Source organism: Gloeobacter violaceus PCC 7421, from assembly GCF_000011385.1.
In the GTDB taxonomy this organism is placed as follows: Bacteria; Cyanobacteriota; Cyanobacteriia; order Gloeobacterales; family Gloeobacteraceae; genus Gloeobacter; species Gloeobacter violaceus.
This window is the reverse complement of the sequence record NC_005125.1, coordinates 407,083-423,112: the sequence shown is the minus strand read 5'-3', so window position 1 is coordinate 423,112 and position 16,030 is coordinate 407,083. Positions and strand designations below refer to the sequence as shown.

General features: G+C 58.8%; 17 protein-coding genes. 9 read left to right on the top strand and 8 right to left on the bottom strand.

Annotation, left to right across the window (positions count from 1 at the left end; translation table 11 throughout):
• Positions 1-2 precede the first annotated feature (2 nt).
• Positions 3-950, top strand: coding sequence for a tRNA lysidine(34) synthetase TilS (gene tilS / locus GLL_RS02100; protein ID WP_164929556.1), 948 nt, complete (start codon positions 3-5; stop codon positions 948-950).
• A gap of 12 nt (positions 951-962) precedes the next feature.
• Here the strand turns inward: tilS and GLL_RS02095 are convergent, their stop codons facing one another.
• The gene (locus tag GLL_RS02095; RefSeq protein ID WP_011140403.1) at positions 963-1,313 is read right to left on the bottom strand and encodes a hypothetical protein; all 351 of its coding nucleotides are present in this window, start codon (positions 1,311-1,313) and stop codon (positions 963-965) included.
• A gap of 187 nt (positions 1,314-1,500) precedes the next feature.
• Between GLL_RS02095 and GLL_RS02090 the strand changes: the two genes are divergently transcribed.
• Positions 1,501-2,136 carry a 50S ribosomal protein L25/general stress protein Ctc gene (locus GLL_RS02090; RefSeq protein ID WP_011140402.1) on the top strand — a complete coding sequence of 212 codons (636 nt, stop codon included), beginning with the start codon at positions 1,501-1,503 and terminating at the stop codon, positions 2,134-2,136.
• Here GLL_RS02090 and GLL_RS02085 read toward each other — a convergent pair whose 3' ends face one another.
• A complete protein-coding gene (locus GLL_RS02085; RefSeq protein WP_011140401.1) occupies positions 2,137-2,892 on the bottom strand; it encodes a M23 family metallopeptidase in 756 nt (251 codons plus the stop codon). It abuts the gene before it with no gap.
• A gap of 122 nt (positions 2,893-3,014) precedes the next feature.
• Here GLL_RS02085 and bioF point away from each other — a divergent pair, with 122 nt between their 5' ends.
• The 4 genes from bioF to GLL_RS22820 all read left to right on the top strand — a co-directional run bounded on the left by bioF (position 3,015) and on the right by GLL_RS22820 (position 6,213).
• Positions 3,015-4,181 (top strand): 8-amino-7-oxononanoate synthase, encoded by a 1,167-nt coding sequence (gene bioF / locus GLL_RS02080; RefSeq protein WP_011140400.1) that lies wholly within the window; start codon positions 3,015-3,017, stop codon positions 4,179-4,181.
• Positions 4,182-4,377: 196 nt separating this feature from the next.
• On the top strand, positions 4,378-4,518 hold the full coding sequence (locus tag GLL_RS02075; protein ID WP_231848342.1) for an AbgT family transporter: 141 nt from the start codon (positions 4,378-4,380) through the stop codon (positions 4,516-4,518).
• Positions 4,519-4,612: 94 nt separating this feature from the next.
• Entirely contained in the window at positions 4,613-5,416 is an 804-nt protein-coding gene (locus tag GLL_RS02070) for a GTPase (RefSeq protein ID WP_164928514.1), read from the top strand.
• 8 nt (positions 5,417-5,424) lie between these two features.
• A complete protein-coding gene (locus GLL_RS22820; RefSeq protein ID WP_165444149.1) occupies positions 5,425-6,213 on the top strand; it encodes a tetratricopeptide repeat protein in 789 nt (262 codons plus the stop codon).
• Positions 6,214-6,243: 30 nt separating this feature from the next.
• Here GLL_RS22820 and GLL_RS02060 read toward each other — a convergent pair whose 3' ends face one another.
• The gene (locus tag GLL_RS02060) at positions 6,244-7,170 is read right to left on the bottom strand and encodes a hypothetical protein (protein ID WP_011140398.1); all 927 of its coding nucleotides are present in this window, start codon (positions 7,168-7,170) and stop codon (positions 6,244-6,246) included.
• A gap of 180 nt (positions 7,171-7,350) precedes the next feature.
• Here GLL_RS02060 and crtO point away from each other — a divergent pair, with 180 nt between their 5' ends.
• Entirely contained in the window at positions 7,351-9,054 is a 1,704-nt protein-coding gene (gene crtO / locus GLL_RS02055; RefSeq protein WP_164928513.1) for a beta-carotene ketolase CrtO, read from the top strand.
• Between the two features lie 194 nt (positions 9,055-9,248).
• Here crtO and GLL_RS02050 read toward each other — a convergent pair whose 3' ends face one another.
• A complete protein-coding gene (locus GLL_RS02050) occupies positions 9,249-9,929 on the bottom strand; it encodes a hypothetical protein (RefSeq protein ID WP_011140396.1) in 681 nt (226 codons plus the stop codon).
• Between the two features lie 411 nt (positions 9,930-10,340).
• Between GLL_RS02050 and GLL_RS02045 the strand changes: the two genes are divergently transcribed.
• Positions 10,341-11,129, top strand: coding sequence for a photosystem II S4 domain protein (locus GLL_RS02045; RefSeq protein WP_011140394.1), 789 nt, complete (start codon positions 10,341-10,343; stop codon positions 11,127-11,129).
• Positions 11,130-11,133: 4 nt separating this feature from the next.
• Here the strand turns inward: GLL_RS02045 and GLL_RS02040 are convergent, their stop codons facing one another.
• The 3 genes from GLL_RS02040 to GLL_RS02030 all read right to left on the bottom strand — a co-directional run bounded on the left by GLL_RS02040 (position 11,134) and on the right by GLL_RS02030 (position 13,092).
• On the bottom strand, positions 11,134-11,319 hold the full coding sequence (locus GLL_RS02040) for a hypothetical protein (RefSeq protein ID WP_164928512.1): 186 nt from the start codon (positions 11,317-11,319) through the stop codon (positions 11,134-11,136).
• Positions 11,320-11,442: 123 nt separating this feature from the next.
• Positions 11,443-11,649 (bottom strand): DUF6800 family protein, encoded by a 207-nt coding sequence (locus GLL_RS02035; protein ID WP_164928404.1) that lies wholly within the window; start codon positions 11,647-11,649, stop codon positions 11,443-11,445.
• Between the two features lie 27 nt (positions 11,650-11,676).
• On the bottom strand, positions 11,677-13,092 hold the full coding sequence (locus tag GLL_RS02030; protein ID WP_011140391.1) for a phosphoglucomutase/phosphomannomutase family protein: 1,416 nt from the start codon (positions 13,090-13,092) through the stop codon (positions 11,677-11,679).
• 117 nt (positions 13,093-13,209) lie between these two features.
• Between GLL_RS02030 and GLL_RS02025 the strand changes: the two genes are divergently transcribed.
• Positions 13,210-14,742: a thioredoxin-like domain-containing protein gene (locus GLL_RS02025; protein WP_164928511.1), complete on the top strand. Its 1,533-nt coding sequence runs from the start codon at positions 13,210-13,212 to the stop codon at positions 14,740-14,742.
• Between the two features lie 52 nt (positions 14,743-14,794).
• Here GLL_RS02025 and GLL_RS02020 read toward each other — a convergent pair whose 3' ends face one another.
• A complete protein-coding gene (locus GLL_RS02020) occupies positions 14,795-15,931 on the bottom strand; it encodes a DUF2283 domain-containing protein (RefSeq protein WP_011140389.1) in 1,137 nt (378 codons plus the stop codon).
• Between the last annotated feature and the right edge of the window lie 99 nt (positions 15,932-16,030).

Genomic DNA, 16,030 nt, shown 5'->3' with positions numbered 1-16,030 from the left:
ACCTGTCACTGCGGCGCCGCCTGCGCCCTGCCCTCGGCCTGCTGCCGCCGGGAAGCGGCCTGCTGGTCGCGGTCTCCGGCGGCCAGGATTCGCTGTGTCTATTGAAGCTGCTGGTGGATCTGGCTCCCGAGCGCGGCTTGCACCTGCACGTCGGTCACCTCGATCACCGCTGGAGGCCCGGCTCCGAGCGCGATGCCCAGAGGGTGGCGGTACTGTGCAACGTCTGGGGCGTACCTTTTCACCTGGAGATTGCCCGTACCCCACCCGCGAGCGAAGCGGCGGCCCGCGCCTGGCGCTACTGCTGGCTTGAGCAGATCGCCCGCGGTCTGGCGCTGGAGCGGGTGGTAACCGGCCATACGCTGAGTGACCGGGCCGAGACGGTCTTGTTCAACTTGCTGCGCGGCAGCGGCGGCGCCGGTCTGGGAAGCCTCGATTGGGAGCGGCCCCTGGGTGGGGGGGTACGGCTGGTCAGACCTTTATTGGGAATTACCCGCGCCGAGACCGGGGCGTATTGTCTGGCGCACCATCTGCCGATCTGCATCGATGAGAGCAACGCCAATTTGACTTTCCGCCGCAACCGCATCCGTCTGGAATTGATGCCATATCTGCGCGAGCACTTCAATCCACTGGTGGAGCAAACCCTGGCCCGAACCGGCGACATTTTGCACGCAGAATCGGAGTTGCTCGAAAGCTTGCTCGACGAACACTGGCACAGTCTGGTGCAGGAGGGACGGCTGCACCGAAATACGCTGGCTGCTTTGCCGCTTGCCTTGCAACGGCGGGCTGTGCGCCGTTGGCTGAGCGTGGGGCTGGGGAGGCAACCCAATTTCGAGCACATCGCCGCTGTCCTTGGTTGCTTGAGCGCTCCCAACCGCACCCGTACATCGCCTTTGGCCCATAGTCTGCTGGTGGAGGTGCAAGGTGAGTGGCTGGGGCTGGTCGGCGGGTAGGCGCCTTTTCCCTCAAAAGTTCCGCAGATCGTCCCCGCCAGTGAGCCGCACTGCCCAGATCACCTCGCGGCCCTCCGTGGGTTCGTGCTTTTTTTGAAAGTCTTTTTTGAGCCGCTTGAGATCTTCTTCCATCTGGACGATGGGAGGGCTGTATTCCCAGCGGCCGGCGGTCAAGCGGCGGCTGATCGTGGCCCGGGGAGTCTCGATTTTGCCGTCGCTGATGGCGGCACAGGCCAGGTGAAACTCCGGTTGCACCGCTTGAATTTCCGATTCGATGGCAGCCAGCCGCAATCTGAGATCAATCATTTTGTCGATGATTTCCAAATGTTTCTCAACGTCGGTGGCGGCTGTTTCTGTTTCCATGGTGGCCCGCTTGTTCGGTAGAGCCAATGTAGCGGAAAGGTTGCAGGGCCATCAAGTGCGGCCCATCGCACCACCCGCCCCATAGCACCAATAGATCGCCGGTTATTTGCAACCCAGGGAGGAAGCGAAGAGCGTGTGCAGTAGGCAACCATTACCATAGAGAACTCTGTCCTTGAAGGAATTTCCCATGACGATACCACTGACGCTCAAACAACGGGCCACGGGCGCCCAGCCGCGGGCGATGCGCCGCGAAGGCCGCATTCCGGCAGTACTCTATGGTCATCGGGGAACCCAGTCGCTGGCGTTGGAACTTGAACAACGCACCGCTGAAGATTTACTCAAGCGTGTCACCATCAACAACACCATTTTGCCTTTGAAGGTGGAGCGGGGCTGGTCGGGCGATGTGCTTCTGCGCGAAGTGCAGCACGACGCGGTGGGCGGCAAGCTGTTGCACTTGAGCTTTTTTGCGGTCGCGGGCCACGGCAGCATTACCCTCGATTTGCCTTTGGTGTTTACCGGCGAAGCGGTAGGCGTCAAGATGGACGGCGGTCTGCTCGAAAAGGTACTCACCCAACTGACGGTCAACACCCCCCCCACGGACGTGCCTGAGGCGATCGAAGTCGATATTTCGACCATGCAAGTAGGCGACATGCTCTATGTCAAAGACCTGGTTTTGCCCCCCGGCATCGAGGTTGTCAACACCCCGGATCTGGTAGTGGCGCACCTGACCCCCTCACCGACCGGCCGCGCCCTCCAATCGATGGACGCGGCGGAGTCGGCGGTCGAACAACCCGGCGAGCAACCGGCAACGGCTGCCGGGTAATCACTCCGGCTGGTGCTCCAGAGCTTGTGGTCGGGGGCGGTCTGGAACCGCGAGCGGTACCCGGCTGGGCTGTCGCTCCGGCGCGGGTGGTGCCAACAGCCGACGCCGGACCTCGCCGAGGATAGTCGCGTCCCGGGCTGTCACCCTATCGGTGAGCACTCGTCCGCCGTCGACTTCGAGAATCGCCCCCCGGCCGTCAGGCTCACTCACCGTTAATCGGGAACCCTCTTTGTCGAAGTTGTAGGTGTGACCACGGTAGGAACGTGTGCCTTGAGCGTCGGTGTACCCGCGGCGTTCGAGAATCGTCTTGGCGGCGGCGGCAACCGAAGCGGCGCGGCTGGGCTTTGCGGCGGCTTGCAAGTAAGGCATCGGGTCGACCGGGCGGCCGTTGTGCAACAGTTCGAAGTGGAGATGGGGGCCTTTCGATAGACCGGTGTTTCCTGCGCGGCCAATCGGCTTGCCCGCTTCGACGGGTGCGCCTGCCTGCACCCGGACGCTGTCGAGGTGGGCGTAGCGGGTCTTCCAACCGCCGCCGTGATCGATGAGGACGGCATTGCCGTAGCCGCCCTGCCGCCCGGCGGCCTCTACCGCACCATCGGCGGCGGCGTACACTGGGGTTCCGGTTGGGGCGCGCAGGTCGACTCCCTTGTGCAGCCGCCGGGTCCGCCGGATGGGGTGTATGCGCATGCCGAAGCGGCTGGTAATCCGCAGATGTTTGAGCGGTGAGTGCAAATCGGGTTGTTGGGAGGGTGCCATGGTGGTTGCTGGGTGCTTTGGGGTGAATAAGCTCTCGCACTCTAAGTCGCCAGTCCCCCTGACCGAAAGCGCAGGCCAGTCGCCGTCCGCCGCCGGACATCTGCAAGTCGGGGTAATGGGGCGTGGCTGATCCTTACGGATGGATCCGGGCGGATCTTGAGAGCTTGCATCGGGTGGGCTGGTACCGGACGACGCGAACCCACAATGGTCTGGCCGGACCGCAAATGGATGTGGACGGCAAGCCGGTGCTTCAGTTTGCAAGCAACGACTATCTGGGCCTCAGCGGCGATGAACGGCTCATCGAGGCGGCTTGCCGGGCCGTTCGGCTCTACGGCGCCGGGGCGACCGGCTCGCGGCTTCTCAGTGGTGAGCGCGATGTGCACCGCGAGTTGGAGCAAGCCCTGGCCGGGTGGAAAGGCTGCGATGATTGCCTGGTCTTTTCGTCGGGTTATCTGGCCAATCTCGGGACGATCCCGGCGCTGGTGGGCAAGCGCGATCTGGTGGTAGGCGACGAGTACAACCACGCCTGCCTGCGCGGGGGGGCCGAATTGAGCGGTGCCGTCCACCGGCTTTATCCCCACGGCGATTGCAGCGCCCTGGAAAGCTTACTGATCGAGCAGCGCGAGCGCCACCGCCGCTGCTTGATCTGCACCGACTCGGTCTTCAGCATGGATGGCGATCTGATCGATCTGGCCCGCATCGCGGATCTGGCCCGCCGCTACGGGTGCATGCTCTTGGTGGACGAAGCCCACGCTACCGGCGTGCTCGGCCCTACCGGTGCTGGGGCGGTCGAGCAACTGGGTCTCACCCGCTCCCTGGTGCAGATGGGAACGCTCTCGAAGGCATTGGGCAGCCAGGGCGGCTACGTCTGCGGCAGTGCTGAACTTGTCGACTATCTGCGCAACCGGGCGCGCAGCTTCGTCTACACGACCGGCCTGGCTCCGGCTGCGGCAGCCGCGGCCCTGGAGGCGGTGCATATTGCCCGCACCGAGACCCCGCGCCGCGCCCTGCTCCGGCAAAACATCGCTCGCCTGCGCGCGGGTATCGATGAAATCGGCATTGCACAGCTGCCGAGCGATGCGGCCATCCTTTGCCTGTGGGTGGGCGATATCGAAGCCACCCACTGCTTTGCCGGCGAGCTGTTCGAAGAGGGCATTTTTGCCCCGGCCGTCCGGCCTCCCACCGTACCGACCAGCCGCATCCGCCTGTCTTTGATGGCTACCCACACCGAGGCGATGATCGACTCGCTGATCGCGGCCCTTACACAGGTCTCGTCGCGCTTCTCCTGAATGGCATGCCCCCCTCGCTGAGGAGAAATCAGGCAGGTGCAGCCCCTTGACAGGCGACACGGTATCTTAGGCTACAACTTCGAACTCACCCAGCGGCCTACCGGGTGGCCGATCCGTCCACCAACGTGATTGCCCCGCTGCTACCTTACTTTACTTTCCGCTCATCATCGTCTTCGCGCGCAAGTACGAACCCAACTTGCGCTTCGGATCGCTGCTTGTCGCGATGCTACCCTACTCGGTCGCCTTTGACCTCGGTTGGTCGGGCTTGTTTGTGCAGTGGTACCTACTCAACCTGCCGCTCGGGCCGGGAGCACCCCTGCTTTACACCCGCGGTTAGACTTGGACAAGGTAGCTCAGTGGTAACTACCACGGTTGGAAAGCCAGGAACATGACGCCTATAATGTTGAGCACGGTAGCGACTGAAATTGACTATGCCTGACGAGACCGGTGATATCGTCAAGGTTACCAAGACAGCAATTGAATTTTCTGGAGCTGTACTTCAGATCCTTAAAGAGCGTGGAGTACTCGATAAGGTTATCGATTTTTTCTTGAGGAAAGAATCTATCGATATCCTTGTTCTTGGGGCAACAGGAGTAGGTAAATCAGCATTTATTAATGCTTTGCGTGGTCAAAGTTCATTTGCCATAGCAAGTACTAGAGAAAATCAAAATATAGAAGGGATTCTTCGAGGAGTTGTGTTCAACATTATTGACACTCCTGGACAAGTGTTTGATAAAGAGATTCGCGCCAGAGCAATTAGGGAAGCAACGAGAAAAAACTACGTTGGAATCATTAATATTGTCTGCAATGGTTACCATGAATCGGAAGCTCCAGATTTAAAGAGTCGAAATGTCGCTGAAGCCCTCGCTAACGGAGAGCCGTCACCTGAATACCTTCGCAGTTGTCGCCAAAGAGAAATCGATGCTCTTGAAGAGTGGACAATCTTGCTTGGTGGTTATGAAGGTGCAAAGTGGTTGGTGACAGTTGTTACGAAAGCCGATCTCTGGCTGACACCTAGTGCAAAGCAAGCAATACTCAATCACTACACGCAAGGTCCTTATGAACAAGCGTTAGGCGAGGCAAAAGCATTGCGGCGCATTGTGTGCTCGTACTCGTCTACTAATAGGCTTTTCTTTCAAAGAACAGCCATGAGTGGCTTTTACACGGATGAGCAACGCTTCGCAGATCATAATGCATTGGTTGCCACAATTTTGGCTTACTGCGCTAATAAATGAGCACACATATGGACAATGAAGACACTGCCAAAAGATTGCCCGACAATCACGACAGGCTATTTCCCGGTAAAGATTTACCTTTGCTTTTGCATCTTGAGCTGCAAAATAGGCTTGAAGAAGCTATTACATGGAAAGCTTTGGGTGATTTGGAGAAGCAAAATCATAACCTGAAAGAAGCACATGAGTATTACGAGAAAGCATTGGCGCACTATAAAGAAAACAGCTACCAGATTGAAAATTTCAAGAAACGGCAACTTTCGGAAAACTTTCATAGCGATGAAGTAGATATTATATCTAGGTACAAGCTAGTTACAAACATAAGTGAATTAAAAGGTCGTTCAAGAAGCCTTAGAATACTATCTTTAATGGTTCTGTTGCTAACAATTATTCATGCTTTTTTCCCTACATACACCTTGCTTGCTGCGAGTTCATCGCTGAAGATAGGTTGGCCTGCCTCTACAATGCTATTTTACGAGGTGTATGTTTTGACTCTTGTCATTCTGGCAATATTTTTGCATCGAGGAGGATCAAGACAAGGAAAAAAGCAATACCAAAGCATTAGCGACGGTCTTGAATACTATGCTTCCCGGCTGCATACGAAAGATAGCAACAGTTTGTTGTTGGAATCAGAGTCCAGCAAACAAAAGTACTCCCTGGCAGATGTGCAGTCTATCCTTCGTGAATATTTGGAGTCTAACTCTCTGCTACTTTTGCCCGAAGGCTACGGTGCAGCCGTTTACTTTGTCGCGAATTTACTGATGGTTGTTCTCAATGTCTATTTCGTGTTTCAACGGTAGTGTTCCATGCTTCATAAAATTTTGGAACGCTCAGACTGCACTTCGCTCCTCAAGAGATTGAAAACTCTGGCAGCTAACACCTTCCGGAGCCAGCCACAGCGCCAGATTGCGCACGTAGGCTTTGGTGTCTTCTAGCGCGCGCGGATGGGTCTGCATCGTGTCGCCGGGCAGTTCGCACACGAAGCTTGGACAGGGATAGCGGCCGTCCCAGTTGACATCGCTGAAGTGGTGAAAAGTCGATTCGGCCACCGCCCGGCCGGAGTGCGCCGTGCGCTCGATGGCCACCGCCAGGTTGAACAGGCGACCCGAGACCAGGCTCGCGCCGCGGGCCACCACCCGCGCATCGATACCGTCCACTTCCGGTATGCCCACCGCTCCCTCGTGGGGATGAGCCGGCAGATATTCGATCGGGTCGCCCGGAGCGTCGGGACGGCAGAGCAGTTCGTGCATCGGTTCGACCGGGACAATTTTTTGATAGTCGCCGTTGCGGCCGGAGTGGTAGTTGGGCCAGCTGATGTCGGTGGTGTAGATGTCGTCGATGCACTGTCGCTCAGGGTCGTGCTCGGGGTTGTGGGTGTGGAAATTGTGGGCCGCCCCTACCGCCCCCAGGCTGCAGACCGAACAACCGAGATCCATGTGATCGCGGGTGACCATCAGCCCGCCACCGCGCCGGTGGAAGCCGTTGATCCCCGCGCAGTCGGCGGCGCTCAACCCGTCGCCCACATCGACGGCAAACAGCCACAACTCGTCAAAGTCCGATTCGCCCAGGCCGCTCAGCACCGGGTCGTCGCCGCCTGCGGCAGCCCGGTTGCGCGCTGTCACCTCGCACAGCGGCGCGCCGTTTTCGTCTTTGAGAGAACGCAAACATTCCGTCAAAAGCGAAAAGCGCCGAATGTCCCAGTCGTCGTCGGTCTCGGGAATGGTCGTCTGCAGCAAAATCCGGATCGCTCCTGCCATCGCCATCGCCCCCAACGCTTGGAAAAAAGCTACCACGGCAACACAGCGCGAGCTACTGGCCGATTGTTCAGGTTCAAGCCTCACCTGTGCGGACCGAAATCTCTCCGGCGGTGGGCGACAGGCTCGATAACGTTTCGCAATCTGGTGAAGAAACGCAGAGCGATGCCAGGGAGTTCGGACGTGGATACTTACGATGTCGTCATCATTGGAGCCGGCCACAACGGGCTGGTGTGTGCAGCATATCTACTCAAGGCGGGCTACAGCGTCCTGTTGCTCGAAAAACGCGAGATCCCGGGTGGGGCGGCGACCACCGAGGAGGTGATGCCCGACGAAGCGCCGGGCTTTCGCTTCAACCTCTGCGCCATCGATCACGAATTTATCCACCTGGGTCCGGTGGTCGAGGAACTCGAACTGGAAAAATTCGGCCTCGAATACCTGTACTGCGACCCGGTCGTCTTCTGCCCGCACCCGGACGGGCGTTACTTTCTGGCCCACCGCTCCGTGGATAAAACCTGCGGGGAGATTGCCCGCTACAGCGAGCGCGACGCGCGCAAGTACCGCGAATTTATCGATTTTTGGCAGCGGGCGATGGGCGTATTCATTCCGATCTTCAATGCCCCGCCCAAGTCGCTTTTGGACATCGCGGGCAACTTCGACGGCGCCAAACTCGCGGATCTCTTCTCGGTGATCGGCGGCCCGAACAAGACCCTCGATTTTGCCCAGAGCCTGCTGACCAGTCCCCGGGACATGCTCGAGGAATGGTTCGACCTGGAACTGGTTCGAGCCCCCCTCGCCCGTCTGGCCGCCGAACTGGGCGCCCCGCCCTCCCAAAAAGCCCTCGCCTTCGGGGCGGTGATGATGGCGATGCGCCACAATCCGGGCATGGCCCGCCCCAGAGGCGGCACCGGGGCGCTGGTGGCGGCCCTGGTGCGGTTGGTGGAAAGCCTGGGGGGTGAAATCCTCTGCAACCAGTCGGTGCGGCGCATCCTGGTCGAGGAGAACCGGGCGGTGGGGGTGGAGACCGCCGACGGCCGCGCCTACCGCGCCCGCCACGGCGTCGTCTCCAACATCGACGCCAAGCGCGTCTTTTTGCACCTGATCGATCCGGCCGATGTCGATCGGGCCGACGACAAACTGCGCGAGCGGGTCGAGCGCAAAATCGGCAACAGCAACGAGACGATTCTCAAAATCGACCTCGCCCTTTCGGAGCCCCTGCGCTTCGAGCACCACCAGCACCGCGACGAGTACCTAATTGGTTCGATCCTCATTGCCGATTCGGTCGATCAAGTCGAAATCGCCCACAGCGATCCGGCCGTGGGCAAAATTCCCCTCGAAGATCCTTCGATGTATGTCGTGGTGCCTTCCGTGCTCGATCCGAGCCTTGCCCCCGAGGGCAAGCACACCGCCTGGATCGAATTTTTTGCTCCTTACCAGATTGCCGGGGCGGAGGGCACCGGCCAGATGGGCACCGGCTGGACGGATGAACTGAAAAACAAAGTCGCCGACCAGGTGATCGACAAACTTGCCCAGTACGCCCCCAACGTCCACAAAGCTACCATCGCCCGCAACGTCGAGAGTCCGGCGGAATTGGCCGACCGGCTTGGGGCGCTCAAGGGCAACTACTACCACCTGGATATGACCATCGACTACCTAATGTTTTTCCGGCCGCTACCCGAGATCGCCAACTACAAAACGCCCATCGACGGGCTCTACCTGAGCGGCGCGGGCACCCACCCGGGCGGTTCGGTCTCGGGGATGCCCGGCCGCAACGCGGCGCGCGTCTTCCTGCACGAGCAGCGCCCAATTGCCGAAACGGCCAAAGACGCGGTCAAATCGCTCAGCGAGACGGCAAAGTCGGTGTACCGCAGCCTGACCGGCAGCTGATCGCCCTTGCTCACCGACAAAAGTGCTGAAAGCTTCGCCCGTGCCTGGAAGGACGGCAGATCCCGGCATCCCATGGGATGCCGGGGGATTCCAAGCTGTTGATCAGATGAGAAAGTACGCGGCCTTCCTACCTACCCAGGCCCACCCTTTTTGCGGCGGAACCCACCCCGATCCTCGGCGGCAGGAGTTGCGCTTCAGTACTTCAGTGAAGGCAGCACCTGGTGATACGGCACCAGGCCCGCAACGGCATGACTCACCTGAGTCGCCACGCGCGGATTCTGTTTCATCGACCAGATGAGCAGCGTATTCATCCATGAGAACTTTCTAAACGCTTTGATTTGCAGACCCGCCCGTAGATCTGCCTCGAAGTGAGACTCGTAGAGATACTGCCAGTTTGCTGCTGCCACTTCTGAGGAGCGACTCATGTTAATCGCCTGTGCAACATAAAGCCCACTCAGTACAGCATTCGCAATGCCTTCTCCCGTCAAAAGATCGGTCAGATTTGCAGCGTCTCCGATCTTCAGAATATTACCGTCCGCGACTCGATTCCCTTTTTGAGCAGTCGCAAGCGGATAAACTTTTGGCGCGTCCTGGCGAACGGCTTTACTCAGCAAGTGTCGGGTCTGTTGGTTGCTTTGGATGAATTGCTTGAACAACTGAATCACATTCGTGTTGATCTTTTGCAATTCGTCCAACCAGGCTCCCACCCCAACATTCAATTTGACACATTCTCCCTGGGTCGCAACGGGAAAGATCCAACCGTATCCACTCGCGCCCAAACGACGGTCGAAGTGGATTTGGGCTTCGGCCAAATCCACTTCCGATAGGTCCTGGCGGTTGAACGTCCAATAAGCGCGAATCGCGATTGCAGTCACGTCTCCCGCAGAAACACCGCGCGCATCGATCAGGTAATCGAACGTCTCAGATAAGCGCTGAAACTGCCCAGTGTTTTTGCGAACGGTTTGGATGATTGGAACGCATCCCGCACCGATTGCTTTCTCGTGCAGGAGCTGATCAAAAACGAATCGGGGGATGCAGTACGCTTCCAGTGTTGTGGCTTCACTTTGAGCTTTGCGGCTGGCAGGAGCACTAGACGGTGATTTCGAGTGCTGCCGGTGGACCCCTTGGTGATGTAGAGAGTTCCTGCCTCGCCGGCGATCTTGGGGCGAAACTCCAGGGCCACTTTCTCGATGTTAGGCCATGGCGACTTGCTTGAAAGTGTTGAGAGTGTGTTGAGTGCTTGCAATCAACCGTCTTCCCCCAGCACCTACTCTAAAATCAAGGGCATGCCCAGCACTTTGCCCCGCGAAGAATTGCTCAAGCGCGCCGAGCATCGCGACGCGCTCGCGCGCGTGCTCGATCTGGCCGAGACGGCCCTGCGCGACTGGTCGGTGGTCACCTCCGACTTTTACTCGCCTCCCGAAGTGGGCGAATGTCTCGATGTCTTTTCGCGTCTGGTGGAGGTGCACGCCGCCGCCTGGGGCGGCTATTCCCAGGCCGAGCGCCAACGTATCGCGGTTTCCCGCGATAACATTGCCATCGAAACCGCCGCCATTCCGTTGGCTGCCGTCGATATTCGCGGTAACTTTTTGTTCGACGCCGCAAGCCATCGTGATTTTCTGGGGGCCATCCTGGGCACCGGCATCGTGCGTGGCAAGGTGGGGGACATTCTGGTGCTGGGGGATCGCGGCGCCCAGACGCTGGTGGCCCCTGAACTGGTGCCGTTTTTGCAGACTAGCCTCACCAGCGTGCGCACGGTGCCGGTGCAGGTGGTGCCGATTGGCTTTGAGGAACTACGCATCCGGCCGCCCCAGACCAAGGAAATCACCTCGGTCGAAGCGTCGCTGCGCATCGACGCCATCGGTTCGGCCGGGTTTGGTTTATCCCGCAACAAGATGGTCGAATCGATCGAAGCGGGGGAGGTGACCCTCAACTGGAAGACCGTCACCCAGCCCAGCAAGAACGTCCAGACCGGCGACCGCATCACCCTGCGCGGGCGGGGCCGCCTGGAGGTGGGACCGGTGGATACGACCAAAAAAGGACGCTACCGCGTCCAGATGATCCGCTATCAGTAAAGTCTCACTTGGATTCTTCGATCACCGCCATCACCACGGTGGCGGCAGCGATGTTAAGGATCCCGGCGATTTTGACGCCTTTGTACAGAGGCGGTACCGTGCGGTGCAGGCCGACGGCACGGGTGGCGCCGTCGATGATGCCGCTGGTGAGCAGCCAGAAATTGCGATAGCTCTCGATAGCCTGGTACATCGCTGTAATACTCCTTGAATAGACATTCGCGATCGACGGACAAACCCGGGGTGTCCCACCTGCGACCACTGCCATCATCGCCCCCCGCCGCCATCGGCGGGATGTACCCCAGGGTAGGTGGCTCTACTGCGAGGTGACGGCGGCGGTAGAGGGGTTGGCGAATTCTTCGACGCTCAGCCAGGGCGAGAGGCGGGCGGCGCGACTGTAGATGTCTTTGCGCTCCGCCTCGGTCTTGGCGGCATGGTAGCGGGCGCGCAGTTTGGCGAGTTTGGCTTTGCGGTGGCGGCGGCGATCGATTTCTTTGGTCCGCTCGATTTTTTTGAAGGACATGGGTACTTCGCTTTCAGGCACAGCTACTCAGCATAGCACCCCAGGGCCGGTGGCCCAACGCTCCGCCCACTGCAATGTCTCGGTGACCCGGGCGGGGTCGGGGCCTTCGCAGTAGAGCCGGAGCAGCGGTTCGGTGCCGCTGAAGCGGACGAGCAACCAGTGCCCGTCGGCGAGGCGAAATTTGTGGCCGTCGATAGCGCTGTGTTCGATCACTGCCTGCCCGGCCACCGTTTTGGGGGGGGAGTTTTCCAGCTCTCCCAGCAATCGCTGCTTGAACGCTTCGTCCGCCAGGCGCAGATCCTGCCGGTCGTAGTGGGAGCGAAAACCGAGTTCCTCCTGCAATTGGGCAAACAGAGCGCCCAGATCTTTGCCGGTTTGCGCCACGATCTCGACTAGATACAGCGCACACAGAAGCCCGTCGCGCTCGGGCATGTGGCCCAGATAGCCGATGCCTCCCGATTCTTCGCCACCCACGAGCACCGGCTCGCGCAGCATGACGTCGGCGATGTACTTAAAGCCGATGGCCGTCTCCTCGACCGGCAATCCCCGGGCGCGGGCCACCTTTGCAATCAGATCCGAGCCGCTGATCGTCTTGACGACTTTGCCGGCGAGTCCCCGGCGGCGGGCCAGGTGGTCCACCAGCAGGGGAATGAGCACCTGGCAGCTCAAAAAATGGCCGTGGCGATCGGCGGCGGCGATCCGATCGGCGTCGCCATCCAAGGCCAGACCGACCACCGGCCGATTCCCCCGGTAGTCGCGCACCGCCTGAAATAAAGGCATCAGGTAGCGGCCGATCGGTTCGGGCGGGGTGCCGCCAAAAAGCGGATCGTGGCGCTCGCGCACTTCTACCACGTTCGGTCCGAGCAGGTGGGGCAATCCCCCCGCGCCGACGCCGTGCATGACATCGATAAAGATAGCCAGGTTCGCTTCCTGCAGGGCAGCCACGTCCACCCGCGTGCGCAACTGGGCCAGATAGTCCATCCATGGATCGAACAGCGCCAGGCTGCCCCGGGGCCGATCCGCAGGTACTGGACCTTCGAGCCGCTCTTCGACCGCCCGGGTGAATTCCGGCGAGACCGACCCTGCGAAGGCGCCTTTGATCTTGATGCCGCAGTAGGAAGCGGGGTTGTGGCTCGCGGTGAGCACCAGAGCACCCTTGGCGCCGCGTTTTTTGACCGCCCAGCTGAAGGCGGGGGTGGGGGCGGGGCGGTCGGCCAAGAGCACCGATAGACCCAGGCTGCGCACGGCTTCGGCGGCGGTGCGGGCAAATTCGTCGGCTAGAAAGCGGCGGTCGTAGCCGATGACGATTCCCTCGCCTTCAAAAGTTTCGGCAAGGATTTCAGCGGAAGCCCGCGCCACGCGGGTGACATTCTCGAAGGTGAATTCCCGCGCGATAATCGACCGCCAGCCGTCGGTACCGAAGCGAATGGCCGTGCCTGCCATCGGTTGCTCTCCTGTATGCCCGTTTGCACTGTCGAGTATAGGCCACCCGCCATTCGCAGTCCGCCCGTGCAGCCCGGGACAATCGCCCCACCGGTAAGCCATGCTGAAAGTGTGCCCATGGGAACCGCCGTGTCCAGCAAGACCCCCCGTGTCCGCGCCCCCGAGCTGCCCCCAAAATTTCACTGGCTCAACACCGACAGGCCCCTACGCCTGAAGGAACTGCGCGGCCGGGTCGTGCTGCTCGATTTTTGGACCTACTGCTGTATCAACTGTCTGCACATCTTGCCGGATCTCAAATACCTCGAGGACAAGTATCGCGACAGCCTCACGGTGATCGGCGTGCACACCGCCAAATTTGCCAACGAGCAGGACCTGGACAATATCCGCCGGGCGATCTTGCGCCACGACATCGAGCATCCGGTGATCGTCGATGAGAGCCACACCATCTGGCAGAGCTACACGGTCAGGGCCTGGCCGACGCTGGTGCTCATCGACCCGGACGGTTACTACGTGGGCCACGCCTCCGGCGAGGGCAACCGCGACCTGCTCGATCAACTGATCGGCGAACTGGTTTTGCGCCAGACAAACCAGGGCCGCCCGCTGCCCGGTGGGTTGCGCACACGCCTTGAAAAAGCTTCCGCCCCGCCCACGCCCCTCGCCTTTCCCGGCAAACTCACCGTTTACGGCGATCGCCTGTTTGTCAGCGACAGCGGTCACCACCGCATCGTGACCAGCAGCCTGGACGGCTCCAGCCACGAGAGCATCGGCTCCGGCATCCCCGGCTGGCGCGACGGCAACTTCGAGGAGGCCGAATTTTGGGCTCCCCAGGGGCTGGCTCTTTCTGCGGACGGCCGCACGCTGTTCGTCTGCGACACCGAGAATCATCTGCTGCGCAAAATCGACCTGGTCCGCCGCCAGGTAAGCACCTTCGCAGGCACCGGCGAGCAGAGTCTGGGCTATGGCCAGGTCGAAGGGCCAGGTCTGGAGATTCCCCTCAATTCGCCCTGGGACGCAGTGGTGGCGGATGGAGCGCTCTACGTGGCGATGGCCGGTTCCCACCAGATCTGGAAGTGCGACCCGCATAGCGGCAGAATCAGCACCTTTGCCGGCAACGGCCACGAATCGACCCTGAACGGTACGCGCGACGGTTCCGCTTTCGCCCAACCGAGTGGGATCACTACCAATGATCACAGGTTGTTCGTCGCCGACTCCGAAAGCAGTTCCGTGCGTACCGTGGGCATTGCTGAAGATATCACCGCACTCCTGTGCGGCTCAGGCGACCTGTTCGGCTTTGGGGATCAAGACGGCTTAGGGGAAGCCGTGCTGTTGCAGCACCCGCTTGGGGTGCACTGGGACGGTGGAACTTTGTGGTTGACCGACACCTACAACCACAAAATCAAGCGCATCGACCCCGAAAGTGGGCGGTGCGAGACTCTCACAGGCCACATCGACAGCGGCTATCTCGACGGCGACCTTGCCGAGGCGCGCTTCTGGGAGCCTGCCGGATTGTGGCGCAACGGCGATCGGATCTATATTGCCGACACCAACAACCACGCCATCCGCGTTATCGACCTTGTCTCGCGTCGGGTCTCGACGCTCAAAATCCGCAATCTGTGCGCTCCTGGGTACTGCTTTCCTGATAGCGCTTAAAACTCGATAGCCCTCGCTCTGGGCTCCTATGGATTCCACTAGCCAAACCTGTTTATGTAGCCCGTCTTTCTCTGATCTCTCGCCAGATCCCTCTAATCAGTAGGAAGCCAGCCAAGATAGGTATAAGACAAAGGAACCCATAAATGTACGCTACGATATGGTTTCTGGAATATATAAACCACGCTAAAATTCCGAAACCACTTGCGGTTATCAAGCACAGGTACAAGTAGGTAAAGCCTAAGAGTAACTGGTCTACAGGATTTTCGTTGGGGTAGGGTTCTTCTACCGCCTTAAACAGCTTCTGCTCCTCAAGATACAAACTTTTACCGGTGGCTGGGTCTACAATCTTTTTTAAGACTGGTGTTAGAAAGAGTTCATCTAGTTGTACGTAAGGTTCGTTAAACAATCTCCGTTTGACATAGAAAGTAATTACCAAGACAATGCTGAGCAGTCCCAGAGCGATTGAAATCAAATTAACAACATAAAATATATAGGTCGACAATAGATTAATTGTAATGTCTTGTACGTTTTCGCGAATGCCCTCCTGCATTAATGATTTAATTGTTTCCCAAGAAATTATTACAGCCAGGCCAGCGCTGCCAAACGGGCCAAGGATTGTCAACATCAACGGTGAGACAATAACGACGCCAATTTCCTCGCGCATCAGTTTTACTCTTTCATGAAGCGCCACCCACTGAATTTTCACGGCTTCTGAAGGGCTTGCAGAGGCATTTAATTTGTAAACTCTTTCGAGGGGAACAAGAATACGTCTAATGTGGCTAGTAATTAGCAAAAACAACAAGGGCCGGAAGACAGGATACCCCAGCCAAAACATCCAGTTTATACCATTCACACGCCACCAGATTAGCGTGGGCAAAAATTTCATTTTGCGGAGAATCAGTAAATATGTTTCCAGGAGTTTGAGCTGCTGTGCAAAAACAATTTGAACCGGGAGACTTCCGCCACGTTTGCTTGCATGGAGAACCGTAAAGCCAACGACTTGATCGCCTTCGTATCGAATGATCACGTCATCGTCAGTGAGCTCGCTATCGGTAGCGACACTTGGCTTTTTGAAATTGAAATACAACGTGTCGGCTTCAGAGTCGTAGAATGACCAGAAATCCTGCTTTCCCGCCAACTTTTCCAGCGGAAGCACGTTCAAGTAATCGTCTATATTAGTGGTGGCCATAACTGCTTTCTTCGATCTAGTGGCTGGGTTCTGCTGGTTGTGTAAGCGGTGATGATAAATCCATCGTCTTTCAACTCCCGGTACACGACAACGAGTTGT

Bases quoted from the DNA above. Each gene is read 5' to 3' on its own strand.
- GLL_RS02090 (WP_011140402.1), top strand. From the start codon at position 1,501: ATGACGATACCACTGACGCTCAAACAACGGGCCACGGGCGCCCAGCCG.
- GLL_RS02045 (WP_011140394.1), top strand. From the start codon at position 10,341: ATGCCCAGCACTTTGCCCCGCGAAGAATTGCTCAAGCGCGCCGAGCAT.
- GLL_RS02020 (WP_011140389.1), bottom strand. From the start codon at position 15,931: ATGGCCACCACTAATATAGACGATTACTTGAACGTGCTTCCGCTGGAA.
- GLL_RS02025 (WP_164928511.1), top strand. From the start codon at position 13,210: ATGGGAACCGCCGTGTCCAGCAAGACCCCCCGTGTCCGCGCCCCCGAG.
- GLL_RS02040 (WP_164928512.1), bottom strand. From the start codon at position 11,319: ATGTACCAGGCTATCGAGAGCTATCGCAATTTCTGGCTGCTCACCAGC.
- GLL_RS22820 (WP_165444149.1), top strand. From the start codon at position 5,425: ATGGACAATGAAGACACTGCCAAAAGATTGCCCGACAATCACGACAGG.
- GLL_RS02035 (WP_164928404.1), bottom strand. From the start codon at position 11,649: ATGTCCTTCAAAAAAATCGAGCGGACCAAAGAAATCGATCGCCGCCGC.
- GLL_RS02095 (WP_011140403.1), bottom strand. From the start codon at position 1,313: ATGGAAACAGAAACAGCCGCCACCGACGTTGAGAAACATTTGGAAATC.
- GLL_RS02060 (WP_011140398.1), bottom strand. From the start codon at position 7,170: ATGGCAGGAGCGATCCGGATTTTGCTGCAGACGACCATTCCCGAGACC.
- GLL_RS02070 (WP_164928514.1), top strand. From the start codon at position 4,613: ATGCCTGACGAGACCGGTGATATCGTCAAGGTTACCAAGACAGCAATT.
- GLL_RS02085 (WP_011140401.1), bottom strand. From the start codon at position 2,892: ATGGCACCCTCCCAACAACCCGATTTGCACTCACCGCTCAAACATCTG.
- GLL_RS02030 (WP_011140391.1), bottom strand. From the start codon at position 13,092: ATGGCAGGCACGGCCATTCGCTTCGGTACCGACGGCTGGCGGTCGATT.